Annotated in this window: 19 protein-coding genes; 13 read left to right on the forward strand and 6 right to left on the reverse strand. The window is 64.6% G+C overall.

Annotation, left to right across the window (positions count from 1 at the left end):
• Positions 1-474 precede the first annotated feature (474 nt).
• A complete protein-coding gene (locus GWG65_RS27020) occupies positions 475-846 on the forward strand; it encodes a DUF2794 domain-containing protein (RefSeq protein ID WP_275198606.1) in 372 nt (123 codons plus the stop codon).
• 104 nt (positions 847-950) lie between these two features.
• Here GWG65_RS27020 and GWG65_RS27025 read toward each other — a convergent pair whose 3' ends face one another.
• From GWG65_RS27025 to GWG65_RS27040, 4 genes are all read right to left on the reverse strand, one after another.
• Positions 951-1481 carry an N-acetyltransferase family protein gene (locus GWG65_RS27025; RefSeq protein ID WP_342760671.1) on the reverse strand — a complete coding sequence of 177 codons (531 nt, stop codon included), beginning with the start codon at positions 1479-1481 and terminating at the stop codon, positions 951-953.
• Positions 1482-1709: 228 nt separating this feature from the next.
• Positions 1710-2501, reverse strand: coding sequence for a Bax inhibitor-1/YccA family protein (locus GWG65_RS27030; protein ID WP_275198608.1), 792 nt, complete (start codon positions 2499-2501; stop codon positions 1710-1712).
• 269 nt (positions 2502-2770) lie between these two features.
• Positions 2771-5341 (reverse strand): FtsX-like permease family protein, encoded by a 2571-nt coding sequence (locus GWG65_RS27035; protein WP_275198609.1) that lies wholly within the window; start codon positions 5339-5341, stop codon positions 2771-2773.
• Positions 5338-6060 carry an ABC transporter ATP-binding protein gene (locus tag GWG65_RS27040; protein WP_275198610.1) on the reverse strand — a complete coding sequence of 241 codons (723 nt, stop codon included), beginning with the start codon at positions 6058-6060 and terminating at the stop codon, positions 5338-5340. Before GWG65_RS27040 ends, GWG65_RS27035 begins: the two co-directional genes overlap by 4 nt.
• 55 nt (positions 6061-6115) lie before the next feature.
• Here GWG65_RS27040 and GWG65_RS27045 point away from each other — a divergent pair, with 55 nt between their 5' ends.
• Both GWG65_RS27045 and thpR read left to right on the forward strand, forming a co-directional pair.
• Positions 6116-6760: an arylesterase gene (locus GWG65_RS27045; protein ID WP_275198611.1), complete on the forward strand. Its 645-nt coding sequence runs from the start codon at positions 6116-6118 to the stop codon at positions 6758-6760.
• Between the two features lie 174 nt (positions 6761-6934).
• Entirely contained in the window at positions 6935-7471 is a 537-nt protein-coding gene (thpR, locus tag GWG65_RS27050) for an RNA 2',3'-cyclic phosphodiesterase (protein ID WP_148739239.1), read from the forward strand.
• Between the two features lie 67 nt (positions 7472-7538).
• Here thpR and GWG65_RS27055 read toward each other — a convergent pair whose 3' ends face one another.
• Positions 7539-7793 (reverse strand): type II toxin-antitoxin system VapB family antitoxin, encoded by a 255-nt coding sequence (locus GWG65_RS27055; protein ID WP_275198612.1) that lies wholly within the window; start codon positions 7791-7793, stop codon positions 7539-7541.
• A gap of 183 nt (positions 7794-7976) precedes the next feature.
• Between GWG65_RS27055 and zapE the strand changes: the two genes are divergently transcribed.
• The 10 genes from zapE (at position 7977) to GWG65_RS27105 (ending at position 20538) form a co-directional block, all read left to right on the forward strand.
• Complete coding sequence (gene zapE / locus GWG65_RS27060) at positions 7977-9164, forward strand: cell division protein ZapE (protein WP_275198613.1); 1188 nt, start codon at positions 7977-7979, stop codon at positions 9162-9164.
• 252 nt (positions 9165-9416) lie between these two features.
• Positions 9417-10385, forward strand: coding sequence for a malate dehydrogenase (gene mdh, locus GWG65_RS27065; RefSeq protein WP_275198614.1), 969 nt, complete (start codon positions 9417-9419; stop codon positions 10383-10385).
• Positions 10386-10601: 216 nt separating this feature from the next.
• The gene (gene sucC / locus GWG65_RS27070; RefSeq protein ID WP_275198615.1) at positions 10602-11798 is read left to right on the forward strand and encodes an ADP-forming succinate--CoA ligase subunit beta; all 1197 of its coding nucleotides are present in this window, start codon (positions 10602-10604) and stop codon (positions 11796-11798) included.
• Positions 11799-11802: 4 nt separating this feature from the next.
• Positions 11803-12282, forward strand: a complete 480-nt coding sequence (locus GWG65_RS27075) for a DUF1579 family protein (RefSeq protein WP_275198616.1) — start codon at positions 11803-11805, stop codon at positions 12280-12282.
• 33 nt (positions 12283-12315) lie between these two features.
• Positions 12316-13200 carry a succinate--CoA ligase subunit alpha gene (sucD, locus tag GWG65_RS27080; RefSeq protein ID WP_275198617.1) on the forward strand — a complete coding sequence of 295 codons (885 nt, stop codon included), beginning with the start codon at positions 12316-12318 and terminating at the stop codon, positions 13198-13200.
• Between the two features lie 136 nt (positions 13201-13336).
• The gene (locus GWG65_RS27085; protein WP_275198618.1) at positions 13337-16303 is read left to right on the forward strand and encodes a 2-oxoglutarate dehydrogenase E1 component; all 2967 of its coding nucleotides are present in this window, start codon (positions 13337-13339) and stop codon (positions 16301-16303) included.
• 177 nt (positions 16304-16480) lie between these two features.
• Positions 16481-17722, forward strand: a complete 1242-nt coding sequence (gene odhB, locus GWG65_RS27090; protein ID WP_275198619.1) for a 2-oxoglutarate dehydrogenase complex dihydrolipoyllysine-residue succinyltransferase — start codon at positions 16481-16483, stop codon at positions 17720-17722.
• Positions 17723-17786: 64 nt separating this feature from the next.
• The gene (locus GWG65_RS27095; protein WP_275198620.1) at positions 17787-18536 is read left to right on the forward strand and encodes an SDR family oxidoreductase; all 750 of its coding nucleotides are present in this window, start codon (positions 17787-17789) and stop codon (positions 18534-18536) included.
• A 37-nt stretch (positions 18537-18573) separates the two neighbouring features.
• A complete protein-coding gene (gene lpdA, locus GWG65_RS27100) occupies positions 18574-19974 on the forward strand; it encodes a dihydrolipoyl dehydrogenase (protein ID WP_275198621.1) in 1401 nt (466 codons plus the stop codon).
• Between the two features lie 33 nt (positions 19975-20007).
• Positions 20008-20538 carry a hypothetical protein gene (locus GWG65_RS27105; RefSeq protein WP_275198622.1) on the forward strand — a complete coding sequence of 177 codons (531 nt, stop codon included), beginning with the start codon at positions 20008-20010 and terminating at the stop codon, positions 20536-20538.
• Positions 20539-20637: 99 nt separating this feature from the next.
• Here GWG65_RS27105 and GWG65_RS27110 read toward each other — a convergent pair whose 3' ends face one another.
• Complete coding sequence (locus GWG65_RS27110) at positions 20638-21228, reverse strand: DUF4337 domain-containing protein (protein WP_275198623.1); 591 nt, start codon at positions 21226-21228, stop codon at positions 20638-20640.
• Positions 21229-21309 lie beyond the last annotated feature (81 nt).

The raw sequence follows: 21309 nt of genomic DNA on the forward strand, positions 1-21309 counted from the left end.
CGAGACGCCGCACGAAGGGCGCGGCTCCTCAGGATGAGGGGAGAGAGTGTGCGCAGTGCTGGAGAGAAATTGGTCGAGGCAGAAAACATCCCGACACAAACAAAAAAGGACCAACTTGCGTTGGCCCTCCTTGTCGCGCGTACAGACCCGATCCTGACGACCCCGGGGGGCTGGGGGCTGAGGAATCCGGAACCGAAAGGACCGGGTCAACGCACACCTACCTTTTCGCAATGCAGGGCGGCAGTCGCTAGGCGGAAAAGCGGCGATACTATGATTCCTGCTAACGATCCCGTGACGGTTTGCCGCTGGGAAGTTCCACCGTTGCGTGTGCGTTGATTCGCCCCCGATTTGCCGGGTTCGAGCGGGAGCCTCTTGCAGAGCCGAACGGTTGGCGCAATCATGCAACCGTCATGATCCGCGGTTCCGGGGACGGTCTTCGCGGACGCGGTCATGCCGTGCGACAGGAGGCGCTCCATGAGTCTGACGTCGGAGGATGCCGATCCGAGCGAGCAGCGCGCGGTGGCACGCCCCGCCTCTGCGAACGCCCAGCCTGGCCGGGTGACGTTCAATCGCCTCGAACTGCACCGCATCCTCAATCTCTACGGCCGCATGGTCGCCGACGGTGAGTGGCGCGACTACGCCATCGACTTCCTCAAGGACCGCGCCGTGTTCTCGGTCTTTCGCCGCGCTTCCGAGGTGCCGATCTATCGCATCGAGAAAGACCCAAGGCTCGCGCGCAAGCAGGGCATGTACAGCGTGGTCTCTGCGACCGGCCTGATCCTGCGCCGCGGCCACGAGCTGGAGCGCGTGCTGCTGGTGATCGACCGCAAGCTGGCGGTGGTGTGACCGGAATCCCGTAGCCCGAATGGAGCGCAGCGCAACCCGGGGCCGCTGCGGCCGCGGATAAACTGTCCCGGATTGCGCTTCGCTCCATCCGGGCTACGAAAGCCCTACATCCCCGGCACCGTGCTTGCGCCTTCGCCAAGGTCGCGCTGCATCATCACCGTATCGAGCCAGCGGCCGAATTTCAGCCCGACGCTGGGATGCGTGCCGATCATCTTGAAGCCGCCCTTGGTATGCACACCGATGGAGCCGGCATTGGCGGAATCGCCGATGACCGCGATCATCTGGCGGAACCCGCGCGCCTCGCACTCGATGATCAGCCGCTCCAGCAACAACAGCCCGATGCCGCGGCGGTGGAAGGACGGATCGAGATAGATCGAGTTCTCGACCGTGAAACGATAGGCCGGCCGCGGCCGGTAGGCGCCGGCATAGGCATAGCCGGCGACGCGCCCGTCCAGCATGGCGACGAAATAGGGATAGCCGCCGTCGATCAGCGCGCGATAGCGGCGCGTCATCTCGGTGAGGTCGGGCGGCTCCAGCTCGAACGTCGCGGTGCCGTGGCGGACCGCATGCTCGTAGATAGCGGTGATGGCGGGAAGGTCGGCCTCGGTCGTGGGCCTGATCTCAGGTGCGGACATGGGAGCGAGATTAGAGCGTTCCCGCTGTCGCTGGAAGGGGCAACGGCGCTTCCACACACTCCGTCATTGCGAGGAGCCCTTGCGACGAAGCAATCCAGAAATGCATCCGCGGAGGGCGTCTGGATTGCTTCGCTTTGCTCGCAATGACGGTGCTTGTGGGTGGAGCATGCCCCAACAAAAACCCCGGCCTTGGGGCCGGGGTTCGTGTCCGTTCGCTCGGCTGATCGCTTAGTCGCGCTGGCCGAGGAGCTGCAACAGCAGCGTGAACAGGTTGATGAAGTTCAGGTACAGCGACAGCGCGCCGGTGATGGCCGCACGCTCTGCGATATCACCGCCGGCCGAAGCGTAGCCGTAGATGTAGTCGTTCTTCAGCCGCTGGGTGTCCCAGGCGGTGAGGCCCGCGAACACCAGCACGCCGACCACTGACACGATGAATTGCAGCACTGAGCTGGCCAGGAACAGGTTCACCAGGCTCGCGATGATGATGCCGATCAGGCCCATGAACAGGAACGAGCCCATCCCGCTCATGTCACGCTTGGTGGTGTAGCCATAGAGGCTGAGCGCACCGAACGTGGCTGCGGTGATGAAGAACACCCGCACGATGGAGGTGTGCGTGAACACCAGGAAGATCGACGACAGCGAGATGCCCATGAGCGCCGAGAACACCCAGAACAGGATCTGGGCGGTCGAGGGGGCGAGACGGTTGATACCCGCCGAGATCACGAACACCATGGCGAGCGGTGCCAGCATGAACAGCCATTTCAGCGGGCTGACGAACATCGCGTAGCCGAACGGCGTCAGGAACAGCTTGCCGACGCGAACGGCTTCCGCCGTCGGAACGTCGGTCACGGCGGCCATGTAGACGCCGAGCGCGGCAAGGCCGGTGATGGCGAGGCCGATGCTCATGTAATTGTAGATGCGCAGCATGTAGGCGCGCAGGCCGGCATCGACCGTCGCGGCGTCAACACGCCCGGCGGCCCTGCCGAAAGGAGAAGCGTAGTTACGGTCTAGGTCCGACATGGTCGAATTCCCGTTGGTTGGCCGGTCCGGCATGAGGGTCGCCATGCCGCCGGTTCGTCAAACTCTATCTCGGATACCGATGCCTGCCGACTAAATTTTGGCTCACAATCGGGACTCCGAACCCATTCGATATGTGGGAAACTAACACATTCGCTGCAACCGTCCACGCGCGGCTGAATGTCGCCCTCAGCCACAATCCTGATGAGCGGACGTGGTTAATCGCAGGAATCGTGCGATTTCGCTCCCGCGCGGCCAGCCGCTACATTTTGTCACAAATTCCGCAACACCGTGGCGGGCTTTTTGTTCAACGCCAGCAGCGTACCGGCGAGTCCGAGCCCGACGGTGACGATCAGGGCGGCCGCGACCACGCCGGCCGCGCTTCCGGCCTGCCAGACGAAAGTGAGCGTCATCACCCGCGTCACGATGGTCCAGGCTGCGATGCTGCCGGCGATCACGCCGAACACCGCGGTGGCCAGCCCAATCAGGAGGTATTCGAGGGCGTAGGCGCCGAGCAGCCGCAGCCGGGTCGCCCCCAGCGTCTTCAGGATCACAGCATCATAGACCCGGTGGCGGTGGCCGGCGGCAAGCGCCCCGCCCAGCACCAGGATCGCCGAGATCAGGGTGACGGCGCTGGCGCCGCGGATCGCCAGCGCGAGATTGGTCACGACCGAGCCGACCGTCTCCATCACCTCGCGCACGCGCACGCTCGTGACCATCGGATAAGTGTCGGCGACCTGCTTGATGATCTTGCCGTCGCCGGCAGCGTCGCCGCCGGCTTGCGTCAGCGTCGCGATGTGGGTGTGCGGCGCGCCCTTGAAGGCGTTGGGCGAGAACACCAGGACGAAATTGATGCCGAGCCCCTGCCAGTCGATATTGCGCAAATTGCTGATCTTCGCCGGGATGTCGCGGCCGAGCACGTTGACCACGACCTCGTCGCCAATCGTGAGGCCGAGCCCGTCGGCAATTTTCTTCTCCATCGAAACCAGCGGCGGGCCGGCATAGTCGGCGCCCCACCACTCGCCCTCGATGACCTTGGAGCCTTTCGGCAACTCGCCGGTATAGGTCAGGCCGCGGTCGCTTTGCAGCACCCATTCGGAATCGGTCGAAGGCTTCAAGTCTTCGGCACGGACGCCGCGCGCGGCGACGATGCGCCCGCGCAGCATCGGCACGTCCTCGACCTTCGCGTCCGGCACGATACCGCGCAGATAGAGGTCGAACCGGGCGGCCTGAGTGCTTGGAATGTCGATGAAGTAGAAGGACGGGGCGTGATCCGGGAGTGCCGCCAGAAACTGCCGGCGCAGATTACCGTCGATCTGGGTGATGGTGACGAGCACCGCGAGCCCGAGACCCAGCGACAACACCACCGACGGCGTCAGCGCGCCCGGCCGGTGGATGTTGGCGATCGCGAGGCGCAGCATCGGCAGCCGCGTGCGCGGCAGCCGGCGGGCGATCGTCATCAGCAGGGCGGCGACGCCCCGGAGCAGCGCGAAAACGACGATGGAAGAGACCACGAACACCGCGGCGATGCGTTTGTCGAACGACAGCCCGATCACGACGGTGACGAGCAGGGCGACGACGACGCCCATGAAGGCGAGATAGCGCCAGCGCGGCCGGTGCCATTCGTTGCTGATGGTGTCGCGAAACAAGGCCGCGACCGGCACGTCATGCACCCGCCCGAGCGGCCACAGGCCGAAGGCAAGCGCAGTCAGCAGGCCATAGACGAAGGACAGTGCCAGTTCGTCGGCATGCACCGCCGGCACCACCGGCAACGGCAGCAGCTTTCCGAACAGGCCGACGATGGCGAAGGGCATCGCGGCACCCAGGGCCAGCCCGATCACCGAACCGATCGCGGCCAGCAGCAGAACCTGTGCGAGGTAGATGCCGAACACGTCGCGCCCCGTGGCGCCGACGGCTTTCAAGGCCGCGATCACCTCAAGCTTGCGGTCGATGTGGCTCTTCACGGCATTGGCGACGCCGACGCCGCCGACCAGCAGCGCGGCAAGGCCGACCAGCGTCAGGAACTGCGTGAATCGGCTGATATTGCGTTCGAGCTGCGGCGAGGCGTTGGAGCGGCTGCGGACCTCCCAGCCAGCCTGCGGCGCGGCGTTGCGCGCATCGGCGATGAAGGCATCGGTGGCGCGGTCGCTGTTGGCCGCCTCCGGCAGCTTCACCCGGTAGACCCAGCGCACCAGGCTACCGGGCTGGATCAGCCCGGTGGCGCGCAGGCCGGCCTCGTTGATCAGGAAGCGCGGGCCGAAGCCGATGCCGCCGGCGAGCTTGTCCGGCTCGGCTTCGACGGTGCTGCGGATCTGGAAGGTCGCGGATCCGATGGTGACACGGTCGCCGGTCTTCAGCGAGAGCCGCGCCAGCAGCGTCGGATCGGCGGCGGCGCCGAATGCGCCGTTGCGCTCCGCGAGCAGGTCGGACAGCGGCATCTGCGGCGCCAGCGTCAACTGTCCCAACATCGGATAGCTGCCGTCGACCGCCTTCATCTCGACCAGCGCTAGTTTGCCTTCGGCGGAGCGCGCCATGCCGCGAAGGGTCGCGGCGACGGATACGGTGCCGCGCGAACGCAGGAAGGCGACTTCTTCCGGCTTCGCCTCGCGCTGGAACAGGACGAACGACACGTCGCCGCCGAGCAGCGTGCGGCCCTCGCGCGCGAGACCGTCGCTGAGACTGGCCGACACCGAGCCGACGCCGGCGATTGCCAGCACGCCGAGCGCGATGCACGCGATGAAAACGTAGAAGCCGCGCAAGCCTCCGCGCAATTCGCGCAATGCGTAGCGTAGCGACAGCGCAGCGCCGTTGGGGCGCGCAAACGGTTCGGCTGCGGCGCTCATGCGGACGTAGACTGCGTATCGATGCGACCCGAGCGCAGCCGGACCACGCGATCGCAGCGATGCGCGAGCGAGGCATCATGCGTGACCAGCACCAGGGTCATGCCGCGCTCGGCATGCTTGCCGAACAAGAGATCGACGATCTGCTTGCCGGTCGTCTCGTCGAGATTGCCGGTCGGCTCGTCGGCGACGAGGATGGCGGGATCGGGCGCCAGCGCGCGGGCCAGCGCAACGCGCTGCTGCTCGCCGCCGGAAAGCTGCGTCGGATAATGATGCAGGCGGTCGCCCAGCCCGACCGATTGCAGCTCCTGCGCCGCGCGCTTGGCGGCATCGGGATTGCCGGCGAGCTCGAGCGGCACGGCGACATTCTCCAGCGCCGTCATGGTCGGTATCAGGTGGAAGGATTGGAAGACGATGCCGACCTGGCGGCCGCGGAAGCGGGCGAGCGCATCCTCATCGAGGGCATTGAAAGGCGTGCCATTGACCACCACCTCTCCGCTATCAGGACGCTCCAGCCCCGCCATCACCATCAGCAGCGTGGATTTGCCCGAGCCTGACGGGCCGATCAGGCCGATCGTCTCGCTCCGGCCGACCCGCAGGCTGATATCCTTGAGGATGTGAACGCGTGCCGCCCCCGTACCCAATGAGAGATTGACGTTGGAGATGGCGATGGTGTCCGGCGCAGTGCCGGCGAGCGAAGAGGATTCGATGCGACTGTCCATGGTCCGGTCATATGGCAACTCCGCTGGCGCGGTCGAGAGGCGTTACGGATTGTTCATGCACATAGCCGTGTTGATGTTCGCTTTGATGACGGCCGCGAATGCGGCCTCGGCCCAGACGCAAGCTGCGGCGAAACCGATCAAGCTGGTGGTCCTCGGCGATTCCTTGAGCGCCGGTCTCGGCCTTGCCGGCCAGGAGGCGTTCCCCGCAAAGCTTAAAAAAGCCTTGCAGGACAAAAACATAGCAGTTGATATGATCAATGCCGGGGTGTCGGGCGACACCACCTCCGGCGGCCGCGACCGGCTCGACTGGTCGGTGCCGGAGGGAACTGAGGGCGTGATCGTCGAACTCGGCGCCAACGACGCGCTGCGCGGCATCGATCCCGACCTGACGCGCGCCGCGCTGACCGACATCGTCACGCGGCTGCAGGCGCGCAAGGTCGCGGTGATGCTCTGCGGCATGCTGGCGCCGCCGAACTACGGCGCCGATTATGCCGCGCGCTTCAATTCGATTTATCCGGATCTGGCGAAAAAATTCGATGTGCCGCTGTACCCGTTCTTCCTCGACGGAGTCGCAGCCGACGCCAAGCTCAACCAGGCCGACGGCATTCATCCAACCTCGGCCGGCGTCGACATCATCGTTGGCAACATCATGCCCACGGTGGAGGCATTCTTGCGCAACATAAGCGAGCAACGGCGTTGAAAAGCAGGCAGCGCTAACCCTAATACCCAGGGTTTTACCGGGGTAGCTCGCGCGATGCTTCGCAGAGTCACACAACTGCGATAGGAATCAGGCTACCGGTGATTCGTCGCCGGCTCTAAAATTTGGATATGATCCTTCCCAAGGTTCATGCCCAAGCATCGGGAGTGCGAAACGATGCCGCGTTTGTTCACTGGTCTGGAAATTCCGGCCGAGATCGGCCAGACGCTTTCCAATTTGCGGGGCGGCCTTCCCGGCGCCCGCTGGATCGATCCCGAAAATTATCACGTCACCCTGCGCTTCATCGGCGATATCGACGGCATCTCCGCCAACGAGATCGCCTCGATGCTGTTTCGCGTCAACCGCAAGCCGTTCGAGGTGAAGGTGCAGGGCCTGACGAGCTTCGGCGGACGCAAGCCGCGTGCGGTGGTCGCGACGATCGCGCCGAGCAAGCCGCTGATCGAATTGCAGGCCGAGCTCGAACGCATGATGCAGCGAATCGGCCTCGATCCCGAGGGCCGCAAATTCATCCCGCATGTCACGCTGGCCCGGCTGCACGACGCCTCTGACCAGGACGTTGCCGACTATCTGTCGCTGCGCGGCTACTTCCCGAGCAAGGCGTTTCTGGCCGAACGCTTCGTGCTGTTCTCGTCGCGCGCCTCGACCGGCGGCGGGCCGTACGTGGTCGAGGATGCCTACGAGCTGTGTGCTTGATACAAAGCTAGGAAGGAGATGGGGCGCGCCCGCGCGTTTGGTGCACAGCGCGTAGCGTTGCTTGCGATCAGAGCGGCAATCCGTGTTCGTCGTATCCCACAGTTTCGTCTGGCGTTCGGTCCGCGACCACGGGCAGCTCGCTCCAGCGTCGACGGATTGCGGCCATGTCGTCCAAGAGAGCGGCTCTGCGGTGCTGAATGCCAATCCGGCCGAGCCGCTCCTCGATGGCTCGTTTCGTCGCAATCGCAACGGTCTCACCGGTGAGGTGCGCAAGGCGCCGCGCCAGACGCTCGATCTCGAAATCATCGATGATAAGAGCCATGTCAGGTTCCTTATCGCGCATTTACTACCTCCACAGGGGGCAAGGCAGAACCCCGACGGGCAGTTAACCCTCTGATATCGCGATCGTACGCCCGCATCTCATGATGTCGGCAAGATCGAGCGCATACGCCCATTGCACCAATATACCGTTGCAATTTGCCGCCGTCTCTGGCGGTAAAGGGCGATGCTCTCGACCCCCAGTTCCTCATTCCGCGGGGCCTATCAGGCCCAGATCGCGTCCGGCGCGATCGAGCCCGACGCTGCGCAGGCCGAAGTCGCCGAAGCTTATGCGGCGCTCGACCAGCGGCTTGCGAATTACAATCCGCAGCGCAAGCAGGGCCTGCTCAGCCGCTTGTTCAACGGCGGCGACAAGGACGAGGCGCCGCGCGGGCTCTACGTCCATGGCGAAGTCGGCCGCGGCAAGACCATGCTGATGGATCTGTTCTTCCAGCACTCTTCCGTCGAACACAAGCGGCGCGCGCATTTCCACGAGTTCATGGCCGAGGTGCATGAGCGCATCTATGGCTATCGCCAGAACATCGCGCGCGGCGAGATCGCCGATGGCGACGTCATCGCGCTGACCGCGAATGCGATCTTCGAGGAGAGCTGGCTGCTCTGCTTCGACGAATTCCACGTCACCGACATCGCGGATGCGATGATCCTGGGGCGTCTGTTCGCCAAATTGTTCGAGCTCGGCACGGTCGTGGTCGCGACCTCCAACGTTGCGCCCGACGATCTCTACAAGGGTGGATTGAACCGTTCGCTGTTCCTGCCCTTCATCAGGCAGATCACCGACCACATGGACGTGCTGCGGCTCGACGCGCGCACAGACTTCCGGCTCGAAAAGCTCCAGGGCGTGCCGATGTGGCTGACGCCGGCGGATGCCGACGCGGACACGGCGCTCGACCGCGCCTGGTCGAGGATGACCGGCAGCGCCAAATGCAGGTCGCGCGATATTTCGATCAAGGGCCGCATCCTGCACGTGCCATGCGCGGCCCATGGCGTGGCGCGGTTCAGTTTCGCCGATCTCTGCGAGAGGCCGCTCGGGGCATCCGACTACCTCAGGCTCGCGCACGACTATCACACCATCCTGGTCGACCATATTCCAGTGATGGATTTGTCTCAGCGTAACGCTGCCAAGCGCTTCATCACGCTGATCGATACGCTCTATGACAATGCCGTGAAGCTGATGGCCTCGGCCGATGCCAACCCGATATCGCTGTATCTCGCCAACGAGGGCAACGAGGCCAACGAGTTCAAGCGGACCTCGTCGCGCCTGATCGAGATGAGCTCGGAATCCTATCTGGCGCTGGCTCACGGCCGCAAGGATTCCACCGCCAGCGGCTCCACCAAGGGGCTGGTGGAGACTTAAGTCCTATTTGGCCGCGCCGTCATTCCGGGGCGCGCGAAGCGCGAGCCCGGAATCCATCGCGGCAGCAACTCTGCCGCACGATGGATTCCGGGCCTGCGCCTGTCGGCGCATCCCGGAATGACGGACCGGGTGTGTTGGCTGGTATCTCGGCAAGCCCGACAATTGGGCATCCGGCGACTTGAACGGCGGAGGCGAAAGGGATAACCACCCTGTCAGTTTTCCCCTCCTTACGTGTCTAAAGGACAGGTTCACATGGCGCGCGACAAGATTGCTTTGATTGGCTCCGGTCAGATCGGCGGAACGCTGGCTCATCTCATCGGCCTGAAAGAACTGGGCGACGTCGTGATGTTCGACATCGCCGAGGGCGTGCCGCAGGGCAAGGCGCTCGACATCGCGCAGTCCTCGCCGGTCGACGGTTTTGACGCGCACTACACCGGCGCCAGTTCCTACGAGGCGCTCGATAACGCCAAGGTTTGCATCGTCACCGCCGGCGTGCCGCGCAAGCCCGGCATGAGCCGCGATGACCTCCTCTCCATCAACCTCAAGGTCATGGAGCAGGTCGGCGCCGGCATCAAGAAATACGCCCCCGACGCCTTCGTCATCTGCATCACCAATCCGCTCGACGCCATGGTCTGGGCGCTGCAGAAGGCCTCGGGCTTGCCGCACAAGAAGGTCGTCGGCATGGCCGGCGTGCTGGATTCGTCGCGCTTCCGCTATTTCCTGGCCGACGAGTTCAACGTCTCGGTGGAAGACGTCACCGCCTTCGTGCTCGGCGGCCATGGCGACACCATGGTGCCGCTGGTGAAGTACTCCACGGTTGCCGGCATCCCGCTGCCCGACCTCGTCAAGATGGGCTGGACCTCGCAGGCGCGGCTCGACGAGATCGTCGACCGCACCCGCAACGGCGGCGCCGAGATCGTCAATTTGCTCAAGACCGGCTCGGCCTTTTATGCGCCGGCGGCCTCCGCGATCGCGATGGCCGAGAGCTATCTGCGTGACAAGAAGCGCGTGCTGGCCAGCGCCGCCTACCTCAACGGCGAATACGGCGTGAAGGACATGTATGTCGGCGTGCCCGTCGTGATCGGCTCCAAGGGTGTCGAGCGCGTCGTCGAGATCGAGCTTGCCGGCAAGGACCGTGAAGCCTTCGACAAGTCGGTCGGCGCAGTGCAGGGTCTCGTCGACGCCTGCAAGAAGATCGCGCCCGACCTGCTCGGCCGCTAAGCCCGAGCAATTCCCGCCGAAGATCGAAACCCGGTCTTCGGCGGTTTCATTTCCGGAGCCCGGCTGCACCATTTGTTGAAGGCTGGCGGGTTCCGGGTACGTCCAGAGATCGATGTCAAAGAATCCGGGTTGCAGTTCCTGTGGTATATGGTATGCCAGCCACAAGACTGAGGTGGGCCTACGAGGTCACCGCCCGCGGGTTCAGGGAGCGACTATATGAATATCCATGAATATCAGGCCAAAGCGCTGCTGAACGAGTTCGGCGTGCCGATCTCCAAGGGCGTTCCGGTCCTGAAGGCGGCTGACGCCGAGGGTGCGGCCAAGGCATTGCCCGGTCCGGTCTGGGTGGTGAAGAGCCAGATCCATGCCGGCGGCCGCGGCAAGGGCAAGTTCAAGGAAGCCTCGGCCGGCGACAAGGGCGGCGTCCGCATCGCCAAGTCGGCCGCTGAGGTCACCGAATTCGCCAAGCAGATGCTCGGTGCCACGCTGGTGACGATCCAGACCGGCCCGGCCGGCAAGCAGGTCAACCGCCTCTACATCGAGGACGGCTCCGACATCGACAAGGAATTCTATCTCTCGATCCTGGTCGACCGCGAGACCTCGCGTGTCTCCTTCGTGGTGTCGACCGAAGGCGGCGTCAACATCGAGGACGTCGCGCACAACAGCCCTGATAAGATCGTCACCTTCTCGATCGATCCCGCCACCGGCATCATGGGCCATCACGGCCGCACCGTTGCCAACGCGCTGAAATTGTCCGGCGATCTCGCCAAGCAGGCCGAAAAGCTCACCGCGCAGCTCTACGCCGCCTTCGTCGCCAAGGACATGTCGATGCTGGAGATCAACCCGCTGGTCGTGACCAAGCAGGGCCAGCTCCGCGTGCTCGACGCCAAGGTGTCGTTCGATGACAACGCGCTGTTCCGTCATCCCGAAGTGCTCGCGCTGCGCGACGAGACCGAAGAGGACGCCAAGGAAATCGAGGCGTCGAAACACGACCTCAACTACGTCACCCTCGACGGCAACATCGGCTGCATGGTCAACGGCGCCGGTCTCGCCATGGCGACGATGGACATCATCAAGCTTTACGGCATGGCGCCGGCCAACTTCCTCGACGTCGGCGGCAGCGCCAGCAAGGAGAAGGTCGCCGCCGCCTTCAAGATCATCACCGCCGATCCCAACGTGAAGGGCATCCTGGTCAACATCTTCGGTGGTATCATGAAGTGCGACGTGATCGCCGAGGGCGTCACGGCCGCCGTGCGCGAAGTGGGCCTCAGCGTGCCGCTGGTGGTCCGTCTCGAAGGCACCAATGTCGAACTGGGCAAGAAGATCATCCGCGAATCCGGCCTGAACGTGGTGCCGGCGGACAATCTCGACGACGCCGCGCAGAAGATCGTGAAGGCCGTCAAGGGAGGCTAAGGCCATGACCCAAGACCATCTCGCCGCATCATCCCCGCTTCCGGAGCACGCACGCCTTGCCGCGTTCGCCGGCGAATGGAATGGCGAAGAGGTGGTCTTCCCGTCGCGCTGGACCGCCGGCGGGCCGGCGACCTCGCACACCGTGGCGCGGATGGATCTCAACGGCTTCTATTTGATCCAGGACAGTGTCCAGATGCGCGACGGCAAGCAGATCTTCGCCACCCACGGCCTCTTCACCTTCGACCGCGAGGACCGGACCTACAAATTGTTCTGGTACGACTCGCTCGGCTACACGCCGCCCTCGCCCGCCTCCGGCGGCTGGGTCGGCAAGACCCTGACGCTGGTGCGCGGCTCGCTGCGCGGCAATGCGCGCCACGTCTACGAGATCATCGACGATGATTCCTATTCGTTGAAGATCCAGTTCTCGCCGGACGCGGAAGGCTGGGCCGACGTGCTCACCGGCGTCTACCGCCGCATCCACTGACCTCTCACTGTTAGTTTCGCGAAAGCAGACCTCATGTCCATCCTGATCGACAAGAACACCAAGGTCATCTGCCAGGGCTTTACCGGCAAGAACGGCACCTTCCATTCGGAGGCTGCGCTTGCCTACGGCACCAAGATGGTCGGCGGCACCTCGCCGGGCAAAGGCGGCTCGACGCATCTGGGATTGCCGGTGTTCGACACCGTGCGCGAGGCGCGTGAGAAGACCGGCGCTGATGCATCGGTGATCTACGTGCCGCCGCCGGGCGCGGCGGACGCGATCTGCGAAGCCATCGACGCCGAGACCCCGCTGATCGTCTGCATCACGGAAGGCATCCCGGTCATCGACATGGTGCGGGTGAAGCGGTCGCTGGCCGGCTCCAAGTCGCGCCTGATCGGTCCGAATTGCCCGGGCGTCATGACCGCCGGCGAATGCAAGATCGGCATCATGCCGGCCAACATCTTCAAGACCGGCAGCGTCGGCATCGTCTCGCGCTCGGGAACGCTGACCTATGAAGCCGTGTTCCAGACCTCCCAGGAGGGCCTCGGCCAGACCACCGCAGTCGGTATCGGCGGCGACCCGGTCAAGGGAACCGAGTTCATCGACGTGCTGGAAATGCTGCTGGCCGACCCCAAGACCGAGTCGATCATCATGATCGGCGAGATCGGCGGTTCCGCCGAGGAGGACGCCGCTCAGTTCCTCAAGGACGAGGCCAAGCGGGGCCGCAAGAAGCCGATGGTTGGCTTCATCGCCGGCGTCACCGCACCTCCCGGCCGCCGCATGGGCCATGCCGGCGCGATCATCTCAGGCGGCAAGGGCGACGCCGGCTCCAAGACCGACGCGATGAAATCGGCCGGAATTACAGTCTCGCCGTCTCCCGCCCGCCTCGGACATACGCTTGCCGAAAAGTTGAAAGGCTAATTCACTTCTTCGTACTTTTCCGGGCGAAGTTTCGCAGCAAATAGAGTAAATGGTGCCAATCGCGCCGAGCCTCTGCCGGGAGCTCGGCGCCAGCGCCGTTTGTTATGCGCGAACCGAAATCGCCAGGAACTCAAGTATGTCTCGCCAAGACGCGAACGCAGCCTTTGCCCTCTCCTCCTTTTTGCAGGGCACCAACGCCACCTACATCGACGAAATCTACGCCCGCTACGAGAAGGACCCGTCCTCGGTCGACGCCGAGTGGCAGGAGTTCTTCAAGAGCCTGAAGGACCAGCCGGACGATGTCCGCCGCAACGCCCAGGGCCCGTCCTGGGGGCGCGCCAACTGGCCGCTGACGCCGCAGGACGACCTGACCTCAGCCCTCGACGGCAATTGGGCGGAAGTCGAGAAGGCGGTCGGCAGCAAGATCGCCGCCAAGGCGCAGGCCAAAGCGGGCGACAAGGGCGGCATTTCGTCCGCCGAAGTACTCCAGGCCACGCGCGACTCGGTCCGCGCGCTGATGCTGATCCGCTCCTACCGCATGCGCGGCCACTTCCATGCCAAGCTCGATCCGCTCGGTATCGAAGCCCAGCGCAATCGCGAAGAGCTCGATCCGCGCACCTACGGCTTCAGCGAAGCCGATTTCGACCGCAAGATCTTCCTCGATCACGTGCTCGGCCTCGAATATGCGACGCTGCGCGAGATCACCGCGATCTGCGAGCGCACCTATTGCCAGACGCTCGGTGTCGAGTTCATGCACATCTCCAACGCTGCGCAGAAGGCCTGGATCCAGGAGCGCATCGAAGGGCCGGACAAGGAGATCTCGTTCACCCGCGAAGGCCGGCGCGCGATCCTGATGAAGCTGGTCGAGGCCGAGGGCTTCGAGAAATTCTGCGACACAAAGTTCACCGGCACCAAGCGCTTCGGCCTGGACGGCGGCGAGTCGCTGATCCCGGCGCTGGAGCAGATCATCAAGCGCGGCGGCAATCTCGGCGTGAAGGAAGTCGTGGTCGGCATGCCGCATCGCGGCCGCCTCAACGTGCTGACCCAGGTGATGGGTAAGGCGCATCGCGCGCTGTTCCATGAATTCAAGGGTGGCTCGGCCAACCCTGATGCGGTCGAAGGCTCGGGCGACGTCAAGTATCACCTCGGCGCCTCCTCGGACCGCGAGTTCGACGGCAACCGCATCCATCTGTCGCTGACCGCCAACCCCTCGCATCTGGAGATCGTCGATCCCGTGGTGCTCGGCAAGGTCCGCGCCAAGCAGGACCAGCACGGCGATCCGCCCGACATGCGCATCTCGGTGATGCCGCTCCTCATGCATGGCGACGCGGCGTTCGCCGGCCAGGGCGTGGTCGCGGAATGCTTCGGCCTGTCGGACCTGAAGGGCTATCGCACCGGCGGCTCCGTGCACTTCATCGTCAACAACCAGATCGGCTTCACCACCTATCCGCGCTACTCGCGTTCGTCGCCTTATCCGTCCGACGTGGCGAAGATGATCGACGCGCCGATCTTCCACGTCAACGGCGACGATCCGGAAGCCGTGGTGTTCGCGGCCAAGGTCGCGACCGAGTTCCGGCAGAAATTCCACAAGCCCGTCGTCATCGACATGTGGTGCTATCGCCGCTACGGCCACAATGAGGGCGACGAGCCGGCCTTCACCCAGCCGGTGATGTACAAGCGGATCGCGGCCCATCCGTCGACACTCACGCTCTACTCCAAGCGCCTGATCGCCGAAGGCGTGGTCACCGAGGGTGAGGTCGACAAGCTGAAGGCCGACTGGCGCGCGCGGCTCGATGCCGAGTTCGAGGCAGGCACCAGTTACAAGCCGAACAAGGCCGACTGGCTTGACGGCAAGTGGGCGGGCTTCAAGATCGCCGACCAGGAAGAGGATGCGCGGCGCGGCGTCACCGGCGTCGACACTGCTGCTCTGAAGGAAATCGGCCGCAAGATCACCAAGGTGCCGGACGGTTTCCGCGTCCATCGCACCATCCAGCGTTTCCTCGACAACCGCGCCAAGGCGATCGACACCGGCGTCGGCATCGACTGGGCGACTGGCGAGGCGCTGGCGTTCTGCACGCTGCTCAACGAGAACCACCATGTTCGCCTGTCGGGCCAGGATTCCGAGCGCGGCACGTTCTCGCAGCGTCATTCGGTCCTGATCGACCAGGAAGACGAGAGCCGCTACACGCCGTTCAACCATCTCGGCCACGAGCAGGGCCATTACGAAGTCATCAACTCGCTGCTGTCGGAAGAGGCGGTGCTCGGCTTCGAGTACGGCTATTCGCTCGCGGAGCCGAACACGCTGACGCTTTGGGAAGCCCAGTTCGGCGACTTCGCCAACGGCGCCCAGGTCGTGTTCGACCAGTTCATCTCCTCGGGTGAGCGCAAATGGCTGCGCATGTCCGGCCTCGTCTGCCTCCTGCCGCACGGCTATGAGGGGCAGGGACCGGAACACTCCTCGGCGCGTCTCGAGCGTTACTTGCAGATGTGCGCCGAAGACAACATGCAGGTGGTCTACCCGACCACGCCGGCGAATTACTTCCACGCGCTGCGGCGCCAGCTCCATCGCGAGATCCGCAAGCCGCTGATCGTGATGACGCCGAAATCGCTGCTGCGTCACAAGCGCGCGGTTTCGCGGCTGGAGGAGCTCGCCAAGGGCACCACGTTCCACCGCATCCTCTATGATGATGCCCAGATGCAGCCGAGCGAGGCGACCAAGCTCGTTCCGGACGAGAAGATCCGCCGCATCGTGCTCTGCTCCGGCAAGGTCTATTACGACCTCTACGAGGAGCGCGAGAAGCGCGGCATCGACGACATCTACCTGATGCGCGTCGAGCAGCTCTACCCGGTGCCGCTGAAGGCGCTGGTCGCCGAGCTGTCGCGCTTCAAGAAGGCGGAAGTGGTCTGGTGCCAGGAAGAGCCGCGCAACATGGGTGCGTGGCACTTCATCGAGCCCTATCTGGAATGGGTGCTGAACCAGGTCAGCGGCGCGAGCCGGCGTCCGCGCTATGTCGGCCGCGCCGCTTCCGCCGCGACCGCCACTGGTCTGATGTCCAAGCATCAGGCGCAGCTGAAGGCGTTCCTGGACGAAGCATTGAGCTAGCCAATTTCGAACTGAGTCATGCCCCGCGAATGCGGGGCATCCAGTACTCCGCGGCGTTCGTTCTGAACACGAAGGTCACCGCGTACTGGATAGCCCGCCCCCGTGCGCAAGCGCGCACAAGGCGGGCGATGACATGTGAAATTTACGACCGCACAGCGATCCCTTAAGGAAAAGACCATGACTGAAATTCGTGTGCCGACGCTCGGCGAATCCGTCACCGAGGCCACCATCGGCCGCTGGTTCAAGAAGGCCGGCGATCCCGTCGCCGTCGACGAGCCCTTGGTGGAGCTCGAGACCGACAAGGTCACCATCGAAGTCCCGGCGCCGTCCGCCGGCACGCTGAGCGAGATCGTCGCCGCCGATGGCGCGACCGTTGCGGTCGGCGCGCTGCTCGGCCAGATCACCGAAGGGGCCGGCGCCGCCAAGCCGGCCGCCGCGCCCGCCAAGCCCGCCGCTGCCGCTGCGCCCGTCGCCGCTGCTGCCGCGCTAGCTCCGGCCGCGAAGGCCCCGCCGGCCGATGCGCCGCTCGCGCCTTCCGTGCGAAAACTCTCCGCCGAGACCGGCATCGACGCCTCGACCGTTCCCGGCTCCGGCAAGGACGGCCGTGTCACCAAGGGCGACATGCTTGCCGCGATCGAGCGTGCGGCTTCCGCGCCGACCCCGATCAACCAGCCCGCCGCCGCCGTTCAGGTGCGCGCGCCGTCGCCGGCCGATGACGCTGCCCGCGAAGAGCGCGTCAAGATGACCCGGCTGCGCCAGACCATCGCGCGCCGCCTCAAGGACGTGCAGAACACCGCGGCGATGCTGACGACCTTCAACGAGGTCGATATGACCAACGTCATGGCGCTGCGCGCACACTACAAGGACGCATTCGAGAAGAAGCACGGCTCCAAGCTCGGCTTCATGGGCTTCTTCACCAAGGCCGTCGTGCAGGCCCTGAAGGACATCCCGGCCGTCAATGCCGAGATCGACGGCACCGACCTGATCTACAAGGATTACTACCACATCGGCGTCGCGGTCGGCACCGACAAGGGCCTCGTCGTGCCGGTCGTGCGCGACTGCGACCACAAGTCGATCGCCGACATCGAGAAGGGCATCGCTGATTTCGGCCGCCGCGCCCGCGACGGTCAGCTCAAGATCGACGAGATGCAGGGCGGCACCTTCACCATCACCAATGGCGGCATCTACGGCTCGCTGATGTCGACGCCGATCCTGAATGCGCCGCAGTCCGGCATCCTGGGCATGCACAAGATCCAGGAGCGGCCGATGGTTGTGGGCGGCAAGATCGAGGTGCGCCCGATGATGTACCTGGCGCTGTCCTACGATCACCGCGTGATCGACGGCAAGGAAGCCGTCACCTTCCTGGTCCGCGTCAAGGAGAGCCTGGAAGATCCCGCCCGGCTGGTGCTGGACCTCTGATCCCCGATGCCTGGCGAGCGCCGTCGCATGACGCGACGGCGCGTGCTGAACCATGGAGGCGAGCGTGACGGGTAAGGTTGCGATCATCACCGGCGGCAGCCGCGGCATCGGCCGCGCGACTGCGATCGCTGCGGCCGCGCGCGGCTTCCGCGTCGTCGTCGGCTACGTCAGCAACAAGGCGGCCGCCGACGATGTGGTCAGCCAGATCGAGGCCAGCAACGGCAAGGCCATCGCGGTGAAGTGCGATGTCGCCGAGGAAGGCGATATCCTCGCGCTGTTCGAGGCCGCCGATCAGTTCGGCACGTTAGGTGCGCTCGTCAATAATGGCGGCATCGTCGGGACCAGCGGCGTACGTGTCGACGAGATGTCGGCCGAGCGCATCCAGCGTGTGATGGCGGTCAACGTCACCGGCTCCATCCTGTGCGCCCGCGAAGCCGTGAAGCGGATGTCGACCAAGCACGGCGGCCAGGGCGGCGTCATCGTCAATCTGTCGTCGGTCGCTGCCAGGTTAGGTGCGCCCAACACCTATGTCGATTACGCGGCGTCCAAGGGCGCGATCGATTCCTTCACCGTCGGCCTCGGCCATGAGGTCGCGGGCGAGGGCATTCGCGTCGCGGGCATCCGCCCCGGCCTGATCGACACCGAAATCCATGCCGCCGGCGGCGAGCCCGACCGCGCCCATCGTCTGGCCCATTTGGTGCCGATGAAGCGCGTCGGCACCGCCGAGGAAATAGCCAACGCCATCGTCTGGCTGATGTCGGACGATGCCTCCTACGTCACCTCAGCCATTCTCGATGTGTCCGGCGGACGCTGACACATCCCTTCACGCTAAACTTACGGGACTTTCTCTCATGGCTACCTACGATCTCGTCGTCATCGGCACCGGACCGGGCGGTTATGTCTGCGCGGTGCGCGCCGCGCAGCTCGGCATGAAAGTGGCCGTGGTGGAAAAGAACGCCACGCTCGGCGGCACCTGCCTCAATGTCGGCTGCATGCCGTCGAAGGCGCTGCTGCACGCGTCCGAAATGTTCGAGGAAGCCGCGCATTCCTTTGCCAAGATGGGCGTGTCCGTCTCGGCGCCGAAGCTCGAGCTGCCGGCGATGATGAACTTCAAGCAGCAGGGCATCGACGGCAACGTCAAGGGCGTCGAGTTCCTGATGAAGAAGAACAAGATCGACGTGCTCAAGGGCACCGGCAAGATCCTCGGCACCGGCAAGGTGGAAGTGTCCGCCGACAGCAAGTCGCAACTGGTCGAGACCAAGAACATCGTCATCGCCACCGGCTCGGACATCGCGCGGCTGAAGGGCATCGAGATCGACGAAAAGCGCATCGTGTCCTCGACCGGCGCGCTGTCGCTGGACAAGGTGCCTGGAAAACTCCTGATCGTCGGCGCCGGCGTGATCGGCCTCGAGCTCGGCTCGGTCTGGCAACGCCTCGGCGCCGAAGTCATCGTCGTCGAATTCCTCGACCGCATCCTGCCCGGCATGGACGGCGAGATCGCTAAGCAATTCCAGCGCATCCTGGAAAAACAGGGCTTTGCCTTCAAGCTGGGCTCGAAGCTCACGGGTGTCGAAGCGAACAGCAAGGCATTGCTCGCCAAGATCGAGCCGGCCGCAGGCGGCGCGGCGGAGACGCTCGAAGCGGACGTCATTCTCGTCTGCATCGGCCGCGTGCCCTACACCGATGGCCTCGGCCTGAAGGAGGCCGGCGTTGCGCTCGACAATCGCGGGCGCGTCCAGATCGATCCGCATTTCGCCACCAGCCTCAAGGACGTCTATGCCATCGGCGACGTCGTCGCGGGCCCGATGCTCGCGCACAAGGCCGAGGATGAAGGCGTTGCGGTTGCGGAGATCATCGCAGGGCAAGCCGGCCATGTGAATTACGACGTTATCCCAGGCGTCGTGTATACCACGCCGGAGGTGTCCTGCGTCGGCAAGACCGAGGAGGAGCTGAAGCAGGCGGGCACCGCCTATACCGTCGGGAAGTTTCCCTTTACCGCCAACGGCCGTTCCAAGGTCAACCAGACCACTGACGGCTTCGTGAAGATTCTCGCAGATGCGAAGACCGATCGCGTGCTCGGCGTCCACATTATCGGCCGCGAAGCCGGCGAAATGATCCACGAAGCGGCCGTTCTCATGGAGTTTGGCGGCAGTGCGGAGGATCTCGCCCGCACCTGCCACGCGCATCCGACCCGCTCCGAGGCCATCAAGGAGGCCGCGCTTGCGGTGGGCAAGCGGGCCATCCATATGTAGGCGACGCCAGAGCCGAATCGGGCGGGACAACACATGCTGCGCCGCCTTCTTCAACCGGTCTGGGTTCTGCTTGCGATCATCTTCCTGATCGAAGCCTGGCTGTGGGACCATCTCGAGCCGATCGTCGCGCGGGTCGTCGCAGCGATCCCGCTTGCGCGGTTCAAGCAGTGGCTGACGGAGCGCGTCGATACGCTATCGCCGGCCATGACGCTGATCGTGTTCGCCGTTCCCATTATTCCGCTGTTTCCGCTCAAGCTGGTCGGCCTGTGGCTGCTCACGCATGAATACTGGACCAGCGCGATCTTCACGATCGTGTTCGCGAAGATGCTCGGCGTCGGCGTCACCGCGTTCGTCTTCGACGTGACGCGCGACAAGCTGATGGAGATGGCCTGGTTCGAGCGGCTCTATGTCCTGGTGCTGAAGCTGCGCGCCAGGGCGACCGAGCTCGTCGATCCCGTCAAGCAGCGCATCAGGGAGCTGATCGCCGGCAACGGCGAAGGCTGGTCCTCGCGCACGCTCCGCCTGATCCAGCGCTTCCGCAAGAGCGTGCACGAAGCGCGCTGAGCGCGGCGACGATGGGGCTCACGTAGCCCGGATGGAGCGCAGCGCAATCCGGGGAGAGCCGTCCCCGCATTCCACTTCTCTCCATGCGGGCTACAAGTGTCAATGCAAATGCAGCAGATGCGGCCACCACAGGCCGAGCGCGGTCATGACGATGCCGGCCAGCGTCAGGAGGCCGCTGACATAGGCCAGCGCGAGCATGCCGGTGATGATGGTGGCCGATGCCAGCACGATGCCGATCTGGAAGGCGGCCGACGCAAGCTCGAAGTGATGATACTTCGCGGTGGCCTCGTCGCGATCATGCTCGGCGTGCTTGGCCTTCTCGGCGAGTTGCTCGGTGCCTTCGCCGGTCTCCGGCTCGGAGCGGTAGCGTGCCGCGGTCTTCTGCCAGTCCTCGATCTGCTTCTGCGCCGCCGCCTTGATGGCGTCGTCGGTCGCCGAGCCCAGCGTCAACTTGCCCTGGTCCGCCGCGGTCTGCACCACGGTGCGGCGGATGCTCTTGGCCTGGAAGAAGGCCCAGAGGTTGGACGCCTCGACGTTCTTGCTGATCGATTCGGTCTGCGCGCCCTTGCCGAGCGTCTCGGAGATCGCCAGGAACAGCGCCAGCACGGCGATCAGAAGGGCGATGTTCTTGTTCGAGCCGGACGCGTGCTCGGCGTGTTCGGCGTGCTCCATGCTTTCATGTGCGCTCATGATGTCCCTCCTGCCTCGGTTCCCCACGATTGACCGAACCGCGGGCGACGCGCAAGAGGCAAGCAAGTTATGACGTCAGTG

This window comes from Bradyrhizobium sp. CSA207 (genome assembly GCF_029051685.1).
In the GTDB taxonomy this organism is placed as follows: Bacteria; Pseudomonadota; Alphaproteobacteria; order Rhizobiales; family Xanthobacteraceae; genus Bradyrhizobium.